Annotated in this window: 19 protein-coding genes; 7 read left to right on the forward strand and 12 right to left on the reverse strand. The window is 74.8% G+C overall.

Features of this window, described 5'->3' with window-relative positions; translation table 11 throughout:
• Nucleotides 1-66: 66 nt before the first annotated feature.
• On the reverse strand, nt 67-738 hold the full coding sequence (locus tag ABZW32_RS28720; protein WP_356221163.1) for a uridine kinase: 672 nt from the start codon (nt 736-738) through the stop codon (nt 67-69).
• A gap of 92 nt (nt 739-830) precedes the next feature.
• Here ABZW32_RS28720 and ABZW32_RS28725 point away from each other — a divergent pair, with 92 nt between their 5' ends.
• Both ABZW32_RS28725 and ABZW32_RS28730 read left to right on the forward strand, forming a co-directional pair.
• Nucleotides 831-2,276, forward strand: coding sequence for a WGR domain-containing protein (locus ABZW32_RS28725; RefSeq protein ID WP_356221165.1), 1,446 nt, complete (start codon nt 831-833; stop codon nt 2,274-2,276).
• Nucleotides 2,277-2,454: 178 nt separating this feature from the next.
• On the forward strand, nt 2,455-3,108 hold the full coding sequence (locus tag ABZW32_RS28730; protein WP_356221167.1) for a DUF2293 domain-containing protein: 654 nt from the start codon (nt 2,455-2,457) through the stop codon (nt 3,106-3,108).
• A 7-nt stretch (nt 3,109-3,115) separates the two neighbouring features.
• Here ABZW32_RS28730 and ABZW32_RS28735 read toward each other — a convergent pair whose 3' ends face one another.
• Nucleotides 3,116-3,544, reverse strand: coding sequence for a MarR family transcriptional regulator (locus tag ABZW32_RS28735; protein ID WP_356221170.1), 429 nt, complete (start codon nt 3,542-3,544; stop codon nt 3,116-3,118).
• Nucleotides 3,545-3,771: 227 nt separating this feature from the next.
• On the opposite strand from ABZW32_RS28735, the gene ABZW32_RS28740 reads away from it, so the two are divergent.
• Nucleotides 3,772-4,596, forward strand: a complete 825-nt coding sequence (locus tag ABZW32_RS28740; RefSeq protein ID WP_356221212.1) for an MBL fold metallo-hydrolase — start codon at nt 3,772-3,774, stop codon at nt 4,594-4,596.
• 25 nt (nt 4,597-4,621) lie between these two features.
• Here ABZW32_RS28740 and ABZW32_RS28745 read toward each other — a convergent pair whose 3' ends face one another.
• The gene (locus ABZW32_RS28745; protein ID WP_356221173.1) at nt 4,622-5,335 is read right to left on the reverse strand and encodes a chaplin; all 714 of its coding nucleotides are present in this window, start codon (nt 5,333-5,335) and stop codon (nt 4,622-4,624) included.
• A 126-nt stretch (nt 5,336-5,461) separates the two neighbouring features.
• Here ABZW32_RS28745 and ABZW32_RS28750 point away from each other — a divergent pair, with 126 nt between their 5' ends.
• The gene (locus ABZW32_RS28750) at nt 5,462-6,010 is read left to right on the forward strand and encodes a hypothetical protein (RefSeq protein WP_356221175.1); all 549 of its coding nucleotides are present in this window, start codon (nt 5,462-5,464) and stop codon (nt 6,008-6,010) included.
• Here ABZW32_RS28750 and ABZW32_RS28755 read toward each other — a convergent pair.
• Together ABZW32_RS28755 and ABZW32_RS28760 are read right to left on the reverse strand one after the other, a co-directional pair.
• Nucleotides 5,991-7,199, reverse strand: coding sequence for an SWIM zinc finger family protein (locus tag ABZW32_RS28755; protein WP_356221178.1), 1,209 nt, complete (start codon nt 7,197-7,199; stop codon nt 5,991-5,993). The genes ABZW32_RS28750 and ABZW32_RS28755 overlap by 20 nt on opposite strands.
• On the reverse strand, nt 7,196-10,036 hold the full coding sequence (locus tag ABZW32_RS28760; RefSeq protein WP_356221215.1) for a DEAD/DEAH box helicase: 2,841 nt from the start codon (nt 10,034-10,036) through the stop codon (nt 7,196-7,198). Before ABZW32_RS28760 ends, ABZW32_RS28755 begins: the two co-directional genes overlap by 4 nt.
• A 232-nt stretch (nt 10,037-10,268) precedes the next feature.
• On the opposite strand from ABZW32_RS28760, the gene ABZW32_RS28765 reads away from it, so the two are divergent.
• The gene (locus tag ABZW32_RS28765; protein ID WP_356221181.1) at nt 10,269-10,532 is read left to right on the forward strand and encodes a DUF6343 family protein; all 264 of its coding nucleotides are present in this window, start codon (nt 10,269-10,271) and stop codon (nt 10,530-10,532) included.
• A 1-nt stretch (nt 10,533) separates the two neighbouring features.
• Here ABZW32_RS28765 and ABZW32_RS28770 read toward each other — a convergent pair whose 3' ends face one another.
• From ABZW32_RS28770 to rpsA, 4 genes are all read right to left on the reverse strand, one after another.
• Nucleotides 10,534-10,956: a tetratricopeptide repeat protein gene (locus tag ABZW32_RS28770; RefSeq protein WP_356221183.1), complete on the reverse strand. Its 423-nt coding sequence runs from the start codon at nt 10,954-10,956 to the stop codon at nt 10,534-10,536.
• An 82-nt stretch (nt 10,957-11,038) separates the two neighbouring features.
• Nucleotides 11,039-11,668, reverse strand: coding sequence for a dephospho-CoA kinase (gene coaE, locus ABZW32_RS28775; protein WP_356221186.1), 630 nt, complete (start codon nt 11,666-11,668; stop codon nt 11,039-11,041).
• 108 nt (nt 11,669-11,776) lie between these two features.
• A complete protein-coding gene (locus tag ABZW32_RS28780) occupies nt 11,777-12,715 on the reverse strand; it encodes a PAC2 family protein (protein WP_356221189.1) in 939 nt (312 codons plus the stop codon).
• 179 nt (nt 12,716-12,894) lie between these two features.
• Nucleotides 12,895-14,415, reverse strand: a complete 1,521-nt coding sequence (rpsA, locus tag ABZW32_RS28785; RefSeq protein ID WP_356221191.1) for a 30S ribosomal protein S1 — start codon at nt 14,413-14,415, stop codon at nt 12,895-12,897.
• Nucleotides 14,416-14,758: 343 nt separating this feature from the next.
• Here rpsA and ABZW32_RS28790 point away from each other — a divergent pair, with 343 nt between their 5' ends.
• Nucleotides 14,759-15,607 (forward strand): class I SAM-dependent methyltransferase, encoded by an 849-nt coding sequence (locus tag ABZW32_RS28790; protein WP_356221194.1) that lies wholly within the window; start codon nt 14,759-14,761, stop codon nt 15,605-15,607.
• A gap of 1 nt (nt 15,608) precedes the next feature.
• Entirely contained in the window at nt 15,609-18,338 is a 2,730-nt protein-coding gene (locus ABZW32_RS28795) for an ATP-dependent helicase C-terminal domain-containing protein (RefSeq protein ID WP_356221197.1), read from the forward strand.
• On the opposite strand, the gene ABZW32_RS28800 is transcribed toward ABZW32_RS28795, so the two are convergent.
• From ABZW32_RS28800 to ABZW32_RS28810, 3 genes are all read right to left on the reverse strand, one after another.
• Nucleotides 18,328-19,299 carry a DUF3068 domain-containing protein gene (locus ABZW32_RS28800; protein ID WP_356221200.1) on the reverse strand — a complete coding sequence of 324 codons (972 nt, stop codon included), beginning with the start codon at nt 19,297-19,299 and terminating at the stop codon, nt 18,328-18,330. The genes ABZW32_RS28795 and ABZW32_RS28800 overlap by 11 nt on opposite strands.
• Before the next feature lie 12 nt (nt 19,300-19,311).
• Nucleotides 19,312-19,452 carry an SPW_0924 family protein gene (locus ABZW32_RS28805; protein ID WP_106979781.1) on the reverse strand — a complete coding sequence of 47 codons (141 nt, stop codon included), beginning with the start codon at nt 19,450-19,452 and terminating at the stop codon, nt 19,312-19,314.
• A gap of 137 nt (nt 19,453-19,589) precedes the next feature.
• Nucleotides 19,590-20,761: lytic transglycosylase domain-containing protein (locus tag ABZW32_RS28810; RefSeq protein WP_356221202.1), on the reverse strand; the 1,172-nt coding region annotated here is incomplete at its 5' end.

Raw genomic sequence — 20,761 nt, forward strand, 5'->3', positions numbered from 1 at the left:
GCCGGTCCCGCCCGACCCCGCCCGGTCCCGCCCGGTCCCGCCGGGGCAAGGGGTCGCCGACCCCGCTCACCCCGTCCCCGCCCGGCCAGGGCAACCGCTCCACGCCGGATGCCGCACATCGTCCGCCCGCACCAGCACGTCGGCGGCCGAGGCCGGCTCCGTCTCGCGGGCGTACCGCGCGAACGCCGGCAGGGTCCACCGCTCCCCCTCCTCCGTACGCCGCGCCAACGCCCCCGCCGACAGGCTGATGTGCACGCTGAGGTCGAAGGGGAACCAGTGGCCCAGCAGGAGGGGCCCGTGCACGATCAGCACGCCTCCCGCGGGCAGTTCGGCGTAGGGGCTGCGGGTGGCGCGGTCGGTCACCGGGTCCCAGAGGTCCGGCAGCACCCGTCCGGTGCCGCCGGGGTCGGTCGGGCCGAAGACCTCGCGCCACAGCGCGCCGGTGTCGTACCAGCCGCCGAGGTACGCGTCCACGTCCTGCCGCCCGAACTCGAAGCGGAGCGAGGCCGGCCGCAGGAACCCCCCGGCCGCGACCACGAGCACCGAACGGCCGCGCGGCCGCAGCGCGTCGGCGAGCAGGCCCGCGAGCAGCCCGGTGTCGGCGGCGGGCGCGCCGTCGATGCCGACGCGCTGCCAGGACCCGGTCCCGATGTCGTCGGAGGTGCCCGCGCGGACGTCGTCGAGGTGGCCGGCGAGCCGCTCCGCCATCCGCTGCCAGGTGATCGCTTCGAGCTTCACGAACCCATTGTCAGTGGTGGGCCGTAGCTTTTTTCACGAGGGATCACCGGTGAGAAGGAACCGTTGGCCCGGCTCGTGGGGAGGGGTCTGTCATGGCTCGGGAGACGACGTACCTGGAGCTGTCCCAGGAGGACGGCGCGGCGCACAAGTTCTACGAGGTGACCGTCGACGGCACCGAGGTCTCGGTGCGTTACGGGCGCATCGGCGCGACCGGCCAGCTGCAGAGCTCCTCGTTCCCGACGCCGGACAAGGCCCGCGCCGCGGCCGCCAAGAAGATCGGCGAGAAGGTCCGCAAGGGGTACGCGCCGGCGGTACAAGGTGCCCGAGCGGCCCGCGCGGTGACCCGCCGCCAGGTCACCTCGGCGCCGTCGACGGCGCGCGCCGTTGCGCCGGTGCTGTGGCGCTTCCGCACCGGTTCCGCGGCCTTCGGCATCCACGTGGACGAGGACCGCTGCTGGGTCGGCAACCAGGCGGGCGACGTCTACACGGTGAGCCATGACGGCGAGGTGCTGGCCCGCTACTCGCTGCCCGACGGGGTGAAGTGCCTGGTCGCGGACGAGTTCTGGATATACGCGGGCTGCGACGACGGCACGGTGTACGACCTGTCCTCCAAGGTGCCGTTCGGGGCGTACGACATCGCGGCGGACGTGGACATCTTCTGGCTCGACATCCGCGAGGGCGTGCTGAACGTCGCGGACGCCAACGGCGGTCTGACGGTCATCGACCACGAGGACGAGTTCCAGTGGTCGCGCAAGTCCTCGGGCTCCAACGCCTGGATGGTCCGGGCCGACGACCGGGCCGTCTACCACGGGCACAGCCTGGGGGTGACGGCGTACGCCCCCGACGGCGGCGGCCAGCTGTGGCACACGAACACCAGCGGCTCGGTGCTGTTCGGCTGGCAGGAGCGGGACGCCGTGTACGCGGGGACCGGGCGCAACACCGTGCAGCGGCTGTCGAAGGCGACGGGCGCGGTGGAGGCCTCCTACCGGTGCGACGCGGCCGTGTACTCCTGCGCGACCTCCCCGGACGGGCGGCACGTGTTCGCCGGTGACCTCGCCTCGTCGGTGTACTGCTTCGACGCCGAGGGGAACAGGCTCTGGAAGCTGGGCACGGGCAGCGGTTCGGCCCTGTCCATGCAGTACCTGGACGGGCGGCTCTACCTGGTCACCACGGACGGGTCCCTGGTGTGCGTGGACGCGAGCGAGGCGGCGATCGCGGCGGCCCAGCAGGGTTCCGTCCCGGCGCCGGTGGACGTCAAGTCGGCGGCGGCCCTGCCGGTGTTCACCCCGGCGGCTTCGGCCGCGGCGGTGGCCACGGTCTCGGTGGCCGCGGTGCCGACGGGCACGGTGGTCGTCGAGTGCGTGCAGCAGGGCGGCCGGATGCGCGTGCAGGTGGTGTCCGAGGGCTTCGAGCCCTCGTGGAACGTCCAGTTCCCGCGCGGGATCCGGGAGGCCGGAGCCCGGTACGTGGTGGACGGGCTGCACCCGGCGTCCGGGGGCTTCTACCGGGTGCGCGGCGAGATACGCCGGCTGGTCTGAGGACCACGGCGGGGGCGCGCCCGCGGGGCCGTGCCGTGGCGGACGGGGGTCACCACGGCACGGGTTCCGCGGGCGTGCGCGCCGGGAGGACCCCACCAGGTCCCGGCCGATGTCACGAAGGGCCGATTGCCTTTCCGTACAAGGTGATTTGCGCACCGCCCGGCGGTATCACAACGGCATGAGTCTCGTCGTTTTCGAGTCACTGAAGCAGATCCACTGCGCCGAGTGCCGACGGGGCCCGCTGCGCCGTCTGGTGCGCGAGGCCGGCGTACCCCGCTGCCTGGACTGTGCCGATCTGGGGCACCTGGTGTACCTGCCGCGGGGCGATGCCGCGCTCACCCGCCGCGCCCGGGAGGCCAGTTCGCTCTCCGCCGTCGTCGTGCGCCGGCACCGGCGGCGGCGCCGTTACGAACGCCAGGGCCTGCTGGTCGAGGACGCGGCCCTGGCCCGCGCCGAGCGCGCCTGCCTCGCGGACGCCGAGGCCCGGGCACGCCGCCGGGAGCGCGACCGGGCGCGCCGCGCGGCCGAGGACGTCCGGTTCACGGCGGCGTTCGCCGCCGAGATCCTGCGGCTGTTCCCCGGATGCCCTCCGGAGCGCGCGCGGGCGATCGCCGCCCACGCCTCGGTGCGCGGCAGCGGCCGGGTCGGCCGCACCGCCGCGGGCCGGGCCCTGGACGAGCAGGCGGTGTCGGTGGCGGTACGGGCCGCCGTGCGGCACACCGACACCGAGTACGACGCGTTGCTGATGTCCGGTGTCCCCCGGTTCGCCGCCCGCGCCCGGCTGGCGCCCCTGATCGACGCGGTGCTGGACGGCTGGCGCACGGCCGCCTGAGGCCGGTTCACGGCAAGGTGACGGCCTGCTCCAGCAGTTGGTGCAAGACCCGCTTCTCCTGGTCGGTGAGCCCGGACAGCGGGGAGTCCACGACGAGGAGTTCGAGCAGGCGCGTCCGCAGCTCGGCGCCCTCGGCCGTGAGGACGAGGTGCTTGGCCCGGCGGTCGGTGGGGTGCGGATGGCGCTCGACCAGGCCCTGCTTCTCCAGCTTGTCGACGACGAAGGTGGTGTTGGAGGGCTCGCAGGTCATGCGTTCGGCGAGCTCCCGCATGGTCATCGGTCCGGTCATCTCGCGCAGCGCGGTCGCCTGGGCCGCGGTGAGGCCCAGGGTGGCGGCGCGCGCCCGCACGTGGTCGGTGATCCGCTGGGCCAGTCCGTTCACCAGACCGCACAGCTGTCGCTCGGCGATGGGCTGTGGGTCGGGTGACGTCGTCATGCCGCCACCCTATCAAACCCGTCAAGCTTGAATGTTTACAGCTTGAATGATTCGAGCTTGATGCTTATGGTGGGCGCCGTCGCCGCGGGACGGACCGCGGCGGACTGACGCATGCTCAAAGGAGATGGCCCGTGGCCGATGTGACGACGACTCAGGCGCACCAGGTGGCTCAGGTGACTCAGGACGCCCGCGACGGGCGACGGAGCCGGCCGGCGGGAGTCCGCTCGATACGGCTCGGCGACACGAAGGTGACGTACGTGCCGGACGGCGATGTGCGGCTCCGGCCGCTGCCGCTGCTCCAGGACACCACCGACGAGGTGTGGGCCGCGCACCCGGAGTACCTGGACGCAGACGGTCACCTCGTGGGGAGCATCGGCGGCCTGCTCGTGGAGCACGGCGACCGCGCGCTCCTGATCGACGCGGGCTTCGGCCCCCGGACGTACCAGGCCCCGGACGGCCCCCTCGCCGTGATCCACGGAGGCGCCCTCCCGCAGCACCTGGCCGAACTGGGCCGCCGTCCGCAGGACATCGAGGCGGTGGCCTTCACCCACCTGCACGTCGACCACCTCGGCTGGGCGTCCCTTCCCGCCCCCGGCGGCGACCGGCTCCTGTTCGCCCACGCCGACCTCCTGGTCTCCGGGCCCGAGTGGGACCGGCGCGACCTGCTGGAGTCCCAGGGCACGAGCGAGCAGGTCGCGGCCATGGCCCCGCAGGTCCGCACGGTCTCGGACGGGCAGGAGGTCTTCCCCGGCGTCCACGTCCGGATCACCCCGGGCCACACCGTCGGGCACGCCGAGTACGTCATCACCGGGGGCGGGCGCCGCCTGATCGCCTTCGGCGACGCGGTGCACTCGCCGATCCAGATCGACCACCCGGAGTGGTCCTCGGCCTTCGACCACGACCCCGCCCTGACCGCCGGTCACCGCCGGCGTCTCGTCGCCGAGCTGGCGCAGCCCGACACGATCGGCTTCGGCGTCCACTTCGCCGACGTGGTGTTCGGACACGTCCGCCAGGACGGGGACGGCCCGGCCTGGCAGCCCGTGGACGCCTGACCCCCATCGGGTCTACGGAACCGGCCTAGTTCACACGGAACCGGCGGTAGAGCACGACCCCGCCGAGCAGCAGGACACCGCTGCCGGGCAGCAGGTAGCCGAGGCCCTCGGAGCCCGTGTGGGCCAGGGCCGAGCTGTGGTGCGGGGGTACGGCCGGGGCGGGCGCGACCGGCGGGGCGGGCGGGGTGACGGGCCGCACGGCGACGGGCGGCTGGACCGGCTTGCCGCCGGTCGGGGGCTGCTGGCCGTTGACGGAGGTGTTCCCCTGGGAGGCGTTGCCGACCCCGACCACGCTCACCGAGTTGCCGCTGATGTTGAGCGGCAGGTCGACGGGGAGCTGGAGGCCGTTGCCGGAGAGCAGTCCCGGGGAATCCTTTCCGCGCCCGTCGGCGACCGCGCCCCCGGCGTTGCCGGACGTCGAGGACGCCGCCGACCCCCGCGTGGACGAGCCGGGCCCGGCGGGCCGCGGCCGCGGGTTCGCCTCGCCCGCGGATCCGTTGGCACAGCGGTTGCCGCTCGCGGAATTGAGCACCCCGACGACGCTCACGGTGTTCCCGCACACGTTCACGGGGACGTACACGGGCAACTGCACGAGGTTCCCCGAGAGGAGGCCCGGCGAGCGCTCGGCACGCCCGCCCGCGTCCGCGTCGGCGTGGGCGAGGGCGCCCACCCCCGCGACCGCCAGTCCACCGCCCGCGACCATCGCCGCGATCAAGCCATTCCGACGACTGTGACGCATCAGATTTCCTGCTTTCCGAAGGGGTTCGGGGCATCTCGCCCACACCGGAAACAACGCCGTGAACCCATTCGGGTTATAGAGCCGGTAGGCATTTCACTCCATCGTGTACTGGGTAGTGCCTACTTCATGACGGAACGACCGCTGCTGCTCCTGGACGTGGACGGCCCCCTCAACCCCTTCCGCGACCCCTTCGCCACCCTGCGCGGATACGCGAGCCACCGCATGCGCCCCGACGTCTGGCTCTCCTACCGCGACCCGGAGTCCCGCCGCGCCCGGCGCGGCCTGCGGGTCAGGCTCCACCCCACCCACGGGGCCCGGCTGCTGGCCCTGCCCTTCGACCTCGCCTGGGCCACGGCCTGGACGCACCAGGCCAACACCCTGATCGCCCCGCGCATAGGCCTTCCCGACGATCTTCCGGTCATCGAGTGGCCGGAGCTCTTCGCCCGCGACCCCGACGGGCTCTTCTGGAAGACCCGGCCCCTCCTGGACTGGGCGGCCGGCCGCCCCTTCGCCTGGGTCGACGACATGATCACCGCGGACGACCGGGCGTGGGTGGCCGCCCACCATCCGTCCCCGGCCCTGCTGCTGCGCGTCCACCCCCGCCACGGCCTGCGCGAGCGCGACTTCACGGCCCTGTCGACGTGGGCCGCGGCCGTCACCGGGGCAGGGCGGTGAGGGGATCCGTGGAGGCGGGGGCGGGGGCGGGCCACCAGTCGTCGCCGCCGGGGCGGGATTCGTAGCCGTACCAGAGGCCCTCGCGGCTCAGGCGGAGCTGGTGGGTGCCGCAGGTGAGCCGGTTGCGGTCGGGCCGGAAGGAGCCCTGCCCGGCGGCGAGGAGGGCGGGCCGGGCCCGGTCGAAAGGACCGGCCGGGGGGTCCCAGGGCTCGTCGAGGACGGTCAGGGCCGACAGGCCGCCCTGGCGCCAGGCCGCGGCGGCGCGGGCCAGATCGGTGCTGGTGCGGCCCGTGGCCCGGGCCAGGTCCCGGTACAGGGTGCGGGCGGCGCCGGTGAGGCCGGCCGTGGGATGCGCGGAGGCCAGCCGGACGGCGTCCTGCCACGGCGTGAGCCCGCCGGTCGGGTCGGCTCCGGTGCCGAGCAGGACGAGGGCACGGGCGGCGGCGTCGGTGGCGAGCTGGTCCAGGGCCAGCGGGTCCGGGGCGGCCGGATCCGCCGGGTAGGCGGGCGGCAGGCCGACGGCGGCGGGCGCGGCGAGCGGGGCGGGCAGCGGGGGCAGGACGGTACGGGCCACCGCCGCGCGGGCGGGGACTCCGGGGAAGTCCGGTGCGGCGTCGGGCTGCTCGCGGGCGGCGTGGGCCGCGTTGCGCCGGGCCAGCTCCTCCAGGAGCTCGCGCTCCCCCCGGCCGCGCAGGAGCAGCAGGACGAAGGGGTCCGCGTCCAGCAGCCGGGCCGCCCGGTAGCAGAGGGCCGCGGCGTGCTTGCAGGGCGGCCGCCCCACGTCCGGGCAGGAGCAGCGCACGACGAGCTCGCCCGCGCCGGGCAGGACCGTTCCCGCGAGGGACTGCGGGACCTCGCGCTCCAGCAGGGCCCCCAGGGCCGCGGGGTCCGCCGCCACCTCCTCCAGGACCTCGGCCCACTCGGTGTCGGTGAAGGCCGCCAGCGACAGCTCGGTCCGGTACGGGCGGGCCCGGCTGCCCCGTACGTACGCCACGATCCGCCCCGGGGTGACCGTGACCGCGTCGACGTGGCCCTCGGCGGCGTACGCACGGCCCCGTGCGAGCCGGGCCCCGTCGTGCGCGCGCTCCTCCAGCGCGGCCACCCAGGAGCGGCCCCACCAGGTGACCGCCTCCAGACCCGCGGGCACCGTCTCGAAGGTGCGGCGGCGGTCGTCGCGCGCGGTGATCACGCCGGCCTCCGCAGGGAGACGAGATCGGCCAGCTCCCGGTCGGTCAGCTCGGTCAGCGCCGACTCGCCGGAGCCCAGCACGGCGTCGGCCAGGGCGCGCTTGGCCTCCAGCATCTCGGCGATCCGGTCCTCGACGGTGCCCTCGGCGATGATCCGGTGGACCTGGACGGGCTGGGTCTGGCCGATGCGGTAGGCGCGGTCGGTGGCCTGTTCCTCCACGGCGGGGTTCCACCAGCGGTCGTAGTGGACGACGTGTCCGGCGCGGGTGAGGTTGAGACCGGTGCCGGCGGCCTTGAGGGAGAGCAGGAAGACGGGGACCTCACCGGACTGGAAGAGGTCGACCAGCTCCTCGCGACGCGGGACGGGGGTGCCGCCGTGCAGGAGCCTGCAGGGGATGCCGCGCTCGCCGAGGTGCTTCTCCAGGATCCGGGCCATGGTCACGTACTGGGTGAAGACCAGGACCGAGCCGTCCTCGGCCAGGATCGTGTCCAGCAGCTCGTCGAGCAGGGCGAGCTTCCCCGAGCGGTGCGGGATCCGGGGCGGATCCTCCTTCAGGTACTGGGCGGGGTGGTTGCAGATCTGCTTGAGCGAGGCCAGCAGCTTCATGATCATGCCGCGCCGTTCCATGCCCTCGCTCGACTCGATCACCGCCATCGCCTCCTCCACCGCCGCCTGGTAGAGCGAGGCCTGCTCCCGGGTCAGGGACACCGGATGGTCCGTCTCGGTCTTGGGCGGCAGTTCGGGGGCGATGCCCGGATCGGACTTCTTGCGGCGCAGCAGGAACGGCCGCACCAGCGCAGCCAGCCGGGCGACGGCCGCCTCGTTGCCCCCGTCCTCCTCCTGCTGGTGCTCCACCGGGCGGGCGTGGCGGGCGCGGAAGGTGGTGAGCGGACCCAGCAGGCCCGGGGTGGTCCAGTCCAGCAGGGCCCACAGCTCCGAGAGGTTGTTCTCGACCGGGGTGCCCGTCAGGGCCACGCGGGCCGGCGCCGGGATGGTCCGCAGCGCCTTCGCGGTCGCCGAGTGCGGGTTCTTGACGTGCTGGGCCTCGTCGGCGACGACCATGCCCCAGCTCTGCCCGGCCAACTGGGCGGCCGCGGAGCGCATGGTGGCGTAGGTGGTGAGCACGAAACCGCCGGCCGGCCCGTCCAGGCTGCGGCCCGCACCGTGGAAACGGCGCACCGGCGTCCCCGGCGCGAACTTCTCGATCTCCCGCTGCCAGTTGCCCAGCAGGGACGCCGGGCAGACCACCAGGGTCGGCTCGGGCCGGGCCCGGTGCAGGTGCAGGGCGATCAGCGTGACCGTCTTGCCCAGACCCATGTCATCGGCGAGACAGCCGCCCAGCCCGAGCGAGGTCATCAGGTCCAGCCAGGCCAGACCCCGCAGCTGGTAGTCCCGCAACGTCGCCCGCAACCCCTCGGGCGGGGCAACGGGCGCGAGCTCCCCGGTCAGCCGCTCGCGCAGCGCGGCGAGCGCCCCGACCGGGACGGCCGGCACGCTCTCCCCGTCGACCTCGGCGGACCCGCTCAGCACGGCGGCCAGCGCCTCCACCGGGTCCAGCAGCCCCAGCTCCCGCTTGCGCGCCTTGCGCACCAGCTCCGGATCGACCCGGACCCACCGGTCGCGCAGCCGGACCACGGGCCGGTGCGCCTGCGCGAGGGCGTCCATCTCGCCCGGGGTGAGCCGGTCCCCGCCCAGGGCCAGCTCCCAGGAGAAGGCGAACAGCCCCGCCGCGTCGAAGAAGGCGGTGCCGTCGGTGGCGGAACCGGGCGCGGTGGACCGTACGACGGCGGTCGCCGAGAGCGTACGGGCCAGCTCGCGCGGCCAGTGGACCGTCACTCCGGCCGCCGCGAGGCGGGGCGCGGCGGCGCCCAGCAGGTCTTCGAGCTCCGGGTCGGACAGGGCCAGGGCGTCGGGCACGGGCTGGTCGAGCAGGCGCAGCAGCGGGGGCCAGACCCGGGCGGCCCGGCGCAGCGCGAGCACGGCGTCGATCCGGGCGCGGGGGCCGAATCCGGCGGCGGCCGCCCCGGCCCACAGCTGCCCGGCATCGGTCACCAGGGTCGGGTCGGCGAGGCTGTGCACCTGGACGACGGCGGCTCCGGCGCGGCGCACGTCCTGCGGCTCGGCCTCGTCGAACAGGCGGAAGGAGGACAGGTCGAGCCGCAGCGAGATGCCCACCCCCGCATCGGCGCCGGCCGCGACCTGCGTGGCCCACTCCCGTATCCCCGGCACCCGCTGCGGCTCCCGCGCGGCGAACGGCCGCCCGGCGGCGAACGGCGCGGCCGGGGTACGGGGCAGGGTGTCGGCCACGGCGTCGAGGAACGCCCGGAGCAGGGCCTCCGGTTCGGGCAGCGTCAGCGGGCGGCGGCCGGCGAGCGGGGTGGCGTACGCCTCGTGGGGGAGGGCGGCCGCGAGGGCGCGCAGGTACGCGACGTCCTCGGCGTCGAGCGGCCCGGCCCGCCAGGCGTCGACCCCGTCGGGGGTGAGCCCCGGCAGCAGGCGGCCGCGGGCGGTGAGGGACAGCGCGAGCCGGGCGGCGGTGCCCCAGGCACGGGTGGCGGGATGCGCGGCGGGGCTGTGGGGCGCCCCGACGAGCACGGGCAGGGCCTCGGCCACGGACAGGGTCACGGCGGGCACGGTACGGGTACGCACCCCCGCGCCGTGCGGCCGGACCACCTGGAGCGGGCCGGGGGCACCGGTCTCGGGCAGCGGATCCCCGTCGGGGCACCAGAAGGCCACCCGGCCCTCACGGGGGACGGCGGCGGGAAGGAACACGGCGGCCCTGCGGAGCAGGGGCGACGGGGGCGCGGGCGGCGGCCCCTGCCGGTACTGCTGCGGCATGGTCTGCGGCGTGCTCACGGCGCCCCCTCCCGGGTGTCCGGCCCCGCCCGGTCATGGCGGATCCACTGCCGCCGAGTCTAGGCGTGCCCTCTGACAACCGCCGCTGACCTGCGCGGACACCCTCACGCGACGGGCGGCCCGGGCCGTGAACGGACTCGATCCCCGACGCCCGCCCCCTGGCCCCGGCCCCCCTGCTCCCCGCCGGTGGGACCATGGACATGAGGCGATGCCCATGCGTACCGGAAACGAGCCGGTGACCGCCCGCAGCCCGCTGCGCCTGCGGCTCTGGCTGAGTCTGTGGGGGCTGCTGTGGGGAGCCGCCGGAACGGCCGTGTTCTCGATGGCCGGCCTTCCCGGCTGGGCGGCGGCATGCGCGGTCCTCGTGCTGGTCGCGGCGGTGGACATGGCGGTCGTGGCCCGGCACATCCACCAGGGGCCGCACTACCAGCCAGGGCCGGACGTGCCTCCGTACGAGCCTCCCCGCCGCCGCCCCTGAGTCACTTCTCGAAACGGGCCGCGGCCAGGTACTCGGGCTGCGGGTCGAGGGCGGCGGCGAGCCGGAAGTGGCGCCGCGCCTGCTCGTGCCGCCCGGACCGCTCGTGGGTCCGGGCGAGCGCGAAGTGGGCGAAGGCGTTGTCCGGCTCGCGCTCCAGCACCAGCTCGAACTCCCGCTCCGCCGACCGCAGCTGCGCCGAAGCGAAGAAGGCCCGGGCGCGCAGCAGCCGGGCCGCGGTGTTCTCGGGGTGGGCGGCTATCACGGAGTCGAGGAGCCGGAGCGCGCCGCGCGGGTCGCGGGCGGCGAGCAGCCGCTCGGCGGCCCGGTAGTCGATGACGTGGGTCTCGGGGCTGGTCTCCCGCGGGCCCGAGCCCGAGCCCGGGGCGGGCGGCTGCTGGGGCGGCGGGGGCGGGGTATCGGACATGATGTCTTTCCTTCCCTCCGGGGGCGCGTTCAACGCCCCCCGCCGCCGCGTCCGTTCCACGCCGCCGGCCGACCGGGCGGGCTCAGTCCCCGGCCGGGGCCTGCGGGGCCACCGAATCCGCCGCCCGCGCCACGAGTTCCTTCCACACCGCGCGCACCTGCGGCTCCAGCGCCTCCAGCGGCCCGTCGTTGTCGATGACCACCGTGGCCACCGCCAGCCGCTGTTCCCGCGTGGCCTGCGCCGCCATCCTGGCCCGCGCCTCCTCCTCGGTCATGCCGCGCAACGCGGTGAGCCGGGCCAGCTGGGTCGCGGGGGAGGCGTCCACGACCACGACGAGGTCGTACAGGGGCGCGAGGCCGTTCTCCGCGAGCAGCGGTACGTCGTGCACCACGATCGCGTCGGGCCCCGCGGCCCGTTCCAGCTCGGCGGACCGGGCCCCGACCAGCGGGTGGACGATCGCGTTCAGCGTCCGGAGCCGCTCCTGGTCGGCGAAGACGACGGCGCCCAGCGCGGGCCGGTCGAGCGCCCCGTCGGCGGTCAGCACCCCGTCCCCGAAGGCCCGCACCACGGCCGCGAGCCCGGGGGTGCCGGGCTCCACGACCTCCCGTGCGATCCGGTCGGCGTCCACGACGACCGCCCCGTACCCCGCCAGCAGTCGCGAGACCTCGCTCTTGCCGGCACCGATTCCGCCTGTCAGGCCCACTTTCAACATGCTGTGAACCCTAGGCCCCACCGGCCGGCGAAAACCAGGCCCCCGCAGGCCACCCGGCCCGCCCGCAGGCCTGCCGGCGCCGTACCAGCCCCCGCGGTACCGGCCCGCCTACGCCTCGCCCTCGCGCTCGGCGAGGAAGCGCTCGAACTCGCGGCCGATCTCGTCCGCCGACGGGATCTCGGCGGGCTCGGCGATCATGTTCCCCCGGGTTTCGGCCCCGGCCGCGGCGTCGTACTGGTGCTCCAGGCCCTGGACCAGGCTGACGAGCTCCTCGTCGCCCTCGCGGATCTGCCGGTCGATCTCGGTCTGCGTGCGGTGCGCCTCGGTGCGCAGGGCGTGCGCGACGGCCGGCAGGACCAGCCCGGTCGCGGCGGTGATCGCCTCCAGCGCGGTGAGCGCGGCGTCCGGGTACGCGGAGCGGGCGACGTAGTGCGGTACGTGCGCGGCGACGCCCAGCACGTCGTGTCCCCACTGGCCGAGGCGGAACTCCACCAGCGACTCGGCGCTGCCGGGCACCTGCGCCTCGTCGAAGGGGCTGCGGTGGCCGGGCATCAGGTCGGTCCGGTTGCCGTGCGGGGTGATGCCGACGGGACGGGTGTGCGGGACGCCCATGGGGATGCCGTGGAAGTTGACCGAGAGCCGGACTCCGAGCCGCTCGACGATCTGGCGGACGGCGACGGCGAAGCGCTCCCACTCCACGTCCGGCTCGGGGCCGGAGAGCAGCAGGAAGGGCGCTCCGGTGGCGTCCTGGACGAGGCGGACCTCCAGCCGGGGTTCCTCGAATTCCGTCCAGTGGTCGCGCTTGAAGGTCAGCAGCGGGCGCCGGGCCCGGTAGTCCACCAGCCGGTCCGCGTCGAAACGGGCCACCACCTGGTGCGGCAGGGTCTCCAGGAGCCGCTCGACGATCTGCTCGCCGGCCTCGCCCGCGTCGATGTACCCCTCGAAGTGGTAGAGCATGACCAGCCCGGCCGAGTCCTGGGCGAGCGCCAGGTCGGCCACCGCCAGGCCCTTGGCGTCCCATTCGTACAGACCCTGTGGATCAAGCACCCTCACCACTCCTCCCTCGCGCCGTGTTCTCCGGTGCCAACGTGCAAGGAGGCCCGGCCATTCCCCAGTTGGCGGCATTCACAGGAAGAACGACGCGACGAGGCCCGCCCCCCGGAGGGGACGGGCCTCGTCTTTCAGCTCAGCTCACGCCGTGGCGCGATGCCGGTGCTGCGCTGCGATCAGCTCTGGCCGCCGGCCAGCTTCTCGCGGAGCGCGGCCAGGGCCTCGTCCGACGCCAGGGCGCCGGAGGTCTCGTCCGCACCCTCGGAGGAGTACGAACCACCGGAGAGGCTGGCGCCGCCACCGGCGTTGCCACCGGCGGCCGGGGCGGCAGCGCCCTCGGCGGCAGCGGCCTCGTCGGCCTCGCGGCTCTTGATGACCTGCGCCTGGTGCTGCTCGAAGCGGACCTGCGCCTCGGCGTACTGGCGCTCCCACGTCTCGCGCTGGGTGTCGAAGCCCTCGAGCCAGTCGTTGGTCTCGGGGTCGAAGCCCTCGGGGTAGATGTAGTTGCCCTGGTCGTCGTAGGACGCGGCCATGCCGTACAGGGTCGGGTCGAACTCGACCGACGCCGGGTCGGCACCGAAGGACTCGTTGGCCTGCTTCAGCGACAGCGAGATCCGGCGACGCTCGAGGTCGATGTCGATGACCTTGACGAAGATCTCGTCGTTGACCTGGACGACCTGCTCCGGGATCTCCACGTGGCGCTCGGCCAGCTCGGAGATGTGGACCAGACCCTCGATGCCCTCGTCCACGCGGACGAACGCACCGAACGGAACCAGCTTGGTGACCTTACCCGGGACGACCTGACCGATCTGGTGGGTCCGGGCGAACTGCTGCCACGGGTCTTCCTGCGTCGCCTTCAGCGACAGGGAGACGCGCTCGCGGTCCATGTCCACGTCGAGGACCTCGACGGTGACTTCCTGGCCGACCTCGACAACCTCGGACGGGTGGTCGATGTGCTTCCAGGACAGCTCGGAGACGTGCACGAGACCGTCGACGCCGCCCAGGTCCACGAAGGCACCGAAGTTGACGATCGAGGAAACGACGCCGGAGCGGACCTGACCCTTCTGCAGGGTGGTGAGGAACGTCTGGCGAACCTCGGACTGGGTCTGCTCGAGCCAGGCGCGGCGGGACAGGACCACGTTGTTGCGGTTCTTGTCCAGCTCGATGATCTTCGCCTCGAGCTCCTTGCCCACGTAGGGCTGGAGGTCGCGGACGCGACGCATCTCGACGAGAGAGGCCGGCAGGAAGCCACGGAGGCCGATGTCGAGGATGAGACCACCCTTGACGACCTCGATGACGGTACCGGTGACGATGCCGTCTTCTTCCTTGATCTTCTCGATCGTGCCCCAGGCACGCTCGTACTGAGCGCGCTTCTTGGACAGGATCAGGCGGCCTTCCTTGTCCTCCTTCTGGAGAACCAGGGCCTCGATCTCGTCGCCGACCTTGACGACCTCGTTCGGGTCGACGTCGTGCTTGATCGAGAGCTCGCGGCTCGGGATCACGCCTTCGGTCTTGTAACCGATGTCGAGCAGGACCTCGTCCCGGTCGACCTTCACGATGACGCCGTCGACGATGTCGCCGTCGTTGAAGTACTTGATCGTCTCGTCGATCGCGGCCAGGAAGGCTTCCGCGTTACCGATGTCGTTGACCGCTACCTGCGGAGGGGTGGTGGCGGTGGTCTCGGTGCTGCTCGTCATGTGGGAAAGGGCTCCGGTTACGGACAGAAAGTCGTAGGTACTGCTACGCCGGGAGCCCTTATCGGCATCTGCCGAAGAAGCCGGACAGCCAAAGAAGCCCGGATTCCCCACAGGGGGAAGGGCCTCGAAAACCGAGGGGACATCAACAGATGCAAGCGCAGCCTGCTAGGTCTGAGGAGCACAGGCTCGCAGCGCAACTTGTAGCATACGGGGGCAGCCGGACAGGGTCAATGCGCGAAGGCGCACACCCCGGGCAGATCACCGCACAACCGGCACAATTCGTGGGCGGGGACGCCCCGATGAGCGATCCGGAACCCATCCGCAGACTACGACGACGGGCCCCATGAACCAAGAGGACTACGCCCCCGAAGACGCGTACGGCGCCGAAAGCACCGACGGGGACGACGCCGAGGCCACCCGGCGTGACGCCGGGGAAGCGGAGAGCAGCCGGGCGAGCCGCGGCTGGTGGGACCGCAACGCCGACGACTACCAGAGCGAACACGGCGCCTTCCTCGGCGACGACCGCTTCGTCTGGGGCCCGGAGGGCCTCGACGAGGAGCAGGCCGCCCTGCTGGGCCCCGCCGCCTCCCTCAAGGACAAGGACGTCCTGGAGATCGGCGCCGGAGCCGCCCAGTGCTCGCGCTGGCTCGCCGCCCGCGGCGCCCGCCCCGTGGCCCTGGACCTCTCCCACCGCCAGCTCCAGCACGCCCTGCGCATCGGCGGGGACGTCCCGCTCGTCGAGGCCGACGCCGGCCGGCTGCCCTTCCGCGACGGATCCTTCGACCTGGCCTGCTCGGCCTACGGAGCCGTCCCCTTCGTCGCCGACCCGGTGAACGTGATGCGCGAGGTCCACCGCGTGCTGCGCCCCGGCGGCCGCTGGGTCTTCTCCGTCACCCACCCCCTGCGCTGGGCCTTCCCCGACGAGCCGGGCCCGGAGGGCCTCTCCGTCGCCGCCTCCTACTTCGACCGGACCCCGTACGTCGAACAGGACGAGCAGGGGCACGCCGTCTACGTCGAGCACCACCGCACCCTCGGCGACCGGGTCCGGGACGTGGTCGCGGGCGGGTTCCGCCTGCTGGACCTGGTGGAGCCCGAATGGCCCGCGTGGAACACCCAGGAGTGGGGCGGCTGGTCCCCGCTGCGCGGCAACCTGATCCCGGGAACCGCGATCTTCGTCTGCGAGCGCGACTGACATGATCCGCAGCTCCGCCCTCGACGCCCTGCCCGTACGGGAGGCCCTGCCCGCGCTCCTCTCCGCCCTGGAGGACCGGGGCGCGGCGGTGCTGTGCGCCCCGCCCGGCACCGGCAAGACCACGCTGGTGCCGCTGGTGCTCGCGGGGCTGGTGGGGCTGGTGGGGGGCGGCCCGGAGCGCCGGGTGCTGGTGGCCGAGCCCCGGCGGATCGCCGCCCGGGCCGCCGCGCGGCGGATGGCGTGGCTGCTGGGCGAGCAGCCGGGCGCCTCGGTGGGCTTCACCGTGCGCGGGGAGCGGGTCGTGGGGCCCTCGACCCGCGTGGAGGTGGTCACCACCGGTGTCCTGCTCCAGCGGCTCCAGCGGGACCAGGAGCTGCCCGGCGTGGACGTGGTGGTCCTGGACGAGTGCCACGAGCGGCACCTGGACGCCGACACCGCCGCCGCCTTCCTCCTCGACGTACGCGAGACCCTGCGCCCGGAGCTGCGGCTGGTGGCGGCCTCGGCGACCACCGACGCGGCGGGCTGGGCCCGGCTGCTCGGCGGCGCGGACGGGGCCCCGGCGCCGGTGGTCGAGGCCGCGGGCGTCTCGTACCCGGTGGAGACGGTGTGGGCGCCGCCGGCCCGGCCGGTGCGGCCCCCGCACGGGATGCGGGTGGACCCGGCGCAGCTGGCGCACGTGGCGTCGGTGGTCCGGCGGGCCCTGGCGGAACGTTCCGGCGACGTGCTGTGCTTCCTGCCCGGCGTGGGCGAGCTGGCCAGGGTCGCCGGGCAGCTGGGCGCGGTGGACGCGGAGGTGCTCCAGGTGCACGGCCGGGCGCCCGCTGCCGTCCAGGACGCGGCGCTGACCCCGGCGGCGCACCGCCGGGTGATCCTGGCGACCGCCGTCGCGGAGTCGAGCCTGACCGTGCCCGGCGTACGGGTGGTCGTGGACTCCGGTCTCGCCCGCGAACCCCGCGTGGACCACGCGCGGGGCCTGGGCTCGCTGGCCACCGTACGGGCGTCGCGCGCGGCGGGCCGGCAGCGGGCCGGGCGGGCCGGGCGGGAGGCGCCGGGAACGGTGTACCGCTGCTGGGCCGAGGCGGAGGACGCACGGCTGCCCTCCTTCCCCTCCCCCGAGATCCGCACCGCGGACCTGGCGGCGTTCGCGCTCCAGGCCGCCTGCTGGGGCGACCCGGACGCCTCCGGGCTGGCCCTGCTGGACCCGCCGCCGACCGGGGCCATGGCCGCGGCGCGGGAGGTCCTGTCGGTCGTCGGCGCGGTCGACCCCGCGGGCCGGCCGGCCCCGCGCGGGCTGCGGATGGCCCGGCTGGGGCTGCATCCAAGGCTGGCGCGGGCGCTGCTGGACGGTACGCGGGCACTGGGGGCGCGGCGGGCCGCGGAGCTGGTGGCGCTGCTGAGCGAGGAACCGCCCCGGGAGTACGGGGACGACCTCGCCGCCGCCTGGCGGTCGGCCCGCCGGGGCGCCGACGGCTACGCGGGGCGCTGGCGCGCGGAGGTCCGCCGGCTGGAGCGCGCGGTGTCCCCGGCAGACACGGCCGACGCCGGGGCCCGGGGAGGCGGGGCCGACGCGCGGGACCCCTCCCCCACCCCGCCCCTTCCCGAAACCGGGGCCGGCGACCCCGGCCGCCGCTCCCGGGGCTCCGCTCCGGACCCTTCGGGGACTGCGCGCCCGGCGGGCGGCAGCGGCCGGAATCCAGCCCTTGCGGCGTTCGAGGAGCGGGGTCCGGGGCGGAGCCCCGGCGGCGGGGCCGCCCCCGATGACTCCGCCGCCGGGCTCGTGGCCGCGCTGGCGTTCCCCGAGCGGGTGGCGAGGGCCAAGGGGGGCGGCGGGTTCCTCATGGCCTCCGGGACCGGTGCCGAGACCGGTGAGGGGTCGGGGCTGCGCAGCGCGCCCTGGCTGGCCGTCGCCGTCGCCGACCGGGCCCCGCACTCCGCTTCCGCCCGCGTGCGCCTGGCCGCCGTCGTCGACGAGGACACCGCCCTGGCCGCCGCGGCCCACCTGCGGACCGGGGGCGAGGAGGTGCACTGGGAGGACGGGGACCTCGTGGCCCGCCGCGTCACCCGGCTCGGTGCGATCGAGCTGGCCTCGCGCCCGCTGCGCGACCCCGACCCGGCGGCGGTCCGGGCCGCCCTGCTGGACGGGCTGCGTGCCGAGGGTCTCGGGCTGCTGCGCTGGTCCGCGGACGCGCAGGGGCTGCGGGCCCGCCTCGGGTTCCTGCACCGCACCCTGGGCGGCGCCTGGCCCGACGTCGCGGACGACGCGGCACTGCTGGAGCGGGCCGACGACTGGCTGGAGCCGGAGCTTTCGCGGGCCCGGCGCCGGGCCGACCTGGCCCGGATCGACGCGGGCCAGGCCCTGAACCGGCTGCTGCCGTGGGCGACCGGTGAGGCCGCCCGGCTCGACGAGCTGGCCCCGGAGCGGATCGAGGTGCCCAGCGGTTCCCGGATCCGCGTGGACTACGCGGCCGAGCAGCCCGTCCTGGCGGTCAAGCTCCAGGAGCTGTTCGGGCTGGCCGAGACCCCGCGCGTGGCCGGGGTACCGGTCCTGGTCCACCTGTTGTCGCCGGCCGGGCGGCCGGCCGCCGTCACGGCCGACCTGGCCTCCTTCTGGCAGGGCGGCTACCGGGCGGTCCGCGCCGAGCTGCGCGGCCGCTACCCCAAGCACCCGTGGCCCGAGGACCCGGCGACCGCGGAGCCGACCCGGCACACCAACGCCCGGCTCAGGCGCTGACCCCGTCCTCCCTCCGGCGGCCGCGGGCCTCCAGCCAGAGGGCGGCCGCGAGCAGCGCCAGGCCGGCCGCCGCGAGGCCGGCCGGGGCGTAGGTGTGGAGCGCGAGGACCTTCGTACGGTTCGAGGCGACCAGGTCGAAGGTGTACTTCGCGTAGTCGGGCCGGATCGTGACGTGCCCGGCGAAGGCGGTGAGCCTGCCGTCGGGGGCGCTCGCCGCGATGCCGCCGCGCATCTCCTGCTGGATGTCCTGCTCGGCGTTGACGGGGGCGCCGGTGACGGGGTCGACCCAGAAGCGGGCCTTGACCGTGTACCAGAGGGTGGTGCCGGTGGTCTGCTCGATCGTCGCCGGGTCGATGCCCTCGATGGGCATCTTCTTCGGCATGGGCACCTTGGTCCAGGGGACGCTCTGCTCGAAGTAGTAGACCTCCATGCCCCGGTAGGTGCGCGGTCCGACGTAGTGGATCGGGGAGGAGGTGCGGGTCTGCGCGTCGAAGTAGAGGTAGTCGCGGGGTTCGGTGAAGAACGGCCACTTGAACTCGATGCCCTCGCGCTTGACCGGGTCCCCGTCGACCATCTCGCCGGTGGCGTGCACCGGGTCCTGGGTGTGGGCGTCGAAGAGGTAGCGCTCGGGGATCCGGGAGACCATCTTGCCGTCCGGCCCGATGATGTAGGTCAGGGTGTCCCAGACGACGACGTCCTTGCCGGCGTCGGCCTCGACCTCGCGGGACGCCTCGACGTTGCCCTTGAGGGTCTGGACGATGGTGACCTTGTCGACCTTCTTCGGCTGCATGCCGCCCGAGTAGTCGAGGAGGGTCGCGTCCTTGGCCTCCAGGACCATCTCCTGGTACTGGCCCGGCGGGATCTTGGCGAGCCTGGGGTACGCGTACCAGCGCAGCAGCGGTGCGAGGGCTGCGCAGAACACGGCGAGGGCAAGCAGGACGAGACTCGCTCTGCGTCGCACGGCCGGCCTCCTCTACTTTCCGGGCGCGGCGGGCGCGGTGGTGAGCAGGGGCTTGGGGGAGGTCTTGCCCTCCGGTGCCCCGAACGCCGTGACGGCGAGGACGAGGGCCAGCGCGGCGGCCAGCCCGATGGCGGCGGCGACGAGTGCGCGCATGCCGGGGCCTCCGATATCTGATGGGGCGTCAGGGAGGCGTACCGTAGCAACGCGGGGGCGAGATGAGAACCGCCGGGGACCTGCGCGGACGGGCGGACCGTGCGCGCGGGTCCCCGGCGGCGCCGGGGCGGGGGGTGTTACGGGGTCCGCGTGGGGGCGGGGGCGGGACTCGCCGCGGGCGGGGCGGACGCGGTGGGCTTGGCGCTGGGGGAGGCGGCGGGGGTGGGGGTCCGCGTCGGGGTGGCCGAGGGGGTGGGGGTCGGTGTGGGCGTCGGCGTGGGGGTGGGGGTCGGCTTCGGCGTGGGGGTGGGGGTGGGGGTCGGCGTAGGCGTGGGAGTCGGCGTGGGGGTCGGCGTAGGCGTGGGAGTCGGCGTCGGCTTCGGCGTCGGGTCCGGCTTCGGCGTGGGAGTCGGCGTCGGCTTCGGCGTCGGGTCCGGCTTCGGCGTGGGGGTCGGGGTCGGCGTGGGAGTCGGCTTCGGGGTCGGGACGGTCGGCTGCCCCGCACCGGCACCCGTACCCGTACCCGCTCCCGAACCGCCGCCGGTGCCCGCGCCGGTACCGCCCGCGTCGGGCACCTCGTGCGTGCCCTGGAGGTAGTACGCGTACCAGGACCGCACCGTCCTCAGGTACTCCGCGGACTGGTTGTAGGAGAGCACCGCCCGGTCCAGGCCCGCCCCGGTCCGCAGGTCGCGGTTGCCCGCGCACAGGTAGCGGCCGGCCGCCAGGGCCGCGTCGTGGACGTTGTTCGGGTCGCGCCGGCCGTCGCCGTTCGCGTCCGCCCCCCAGGCCGCCCAGGTGGAGGGGATGAACTGCATCGGCCCGACGGCCCGGTCGTGGCGGGCGTCGCCGTCGTAGGCCCCGCCGTCCGTGTCGGAGATGTTCGCGAAGCCGTTGCCGTCGAGCACGGGCCCCAGGATGGGCCGCAGCGTGGTTCCGGCGGCGTCGACCTGCCCGCCGCGCGCCTGGCCCGACTCGACCTTGCCGATGGCGGCGAGCAGTTGCCAGCGCAGCCCGCAGCCGGGGTCGCCCTCCCCCACCTTCCGCTCGGCCTCCCGGTACGCGGCGAGCACGCTCGCGGGGATCCCCTGCGCGCCCTCCCACACCACCTGCACCACGCTCTGCCCGGGCGCCTGCCCGGCCGCGGCGTCGGGGGTCGGACCGGGCGTCGGCTGCCCGGCCGTCCGCCCGTCCTCCGGCAGCAGCACGGCCGGGGGCTGCGGGCTGACCAGCGGCGGGAGTTCGGTGAAGTAGGAGGAGTCGCCCCCGGAGCGGCCCGGGCCGCCCGCCGCCGGGACGGGCTGCGCGCCGG

The organism is Streptomyces sp. NPDC004667 (genome assembly GCF_040609475.1).
GTDB lineage: Bacteria > Actinomycetota > Actinomycetes > Streptomycetales > Streptomycetaceae > Streptomyces.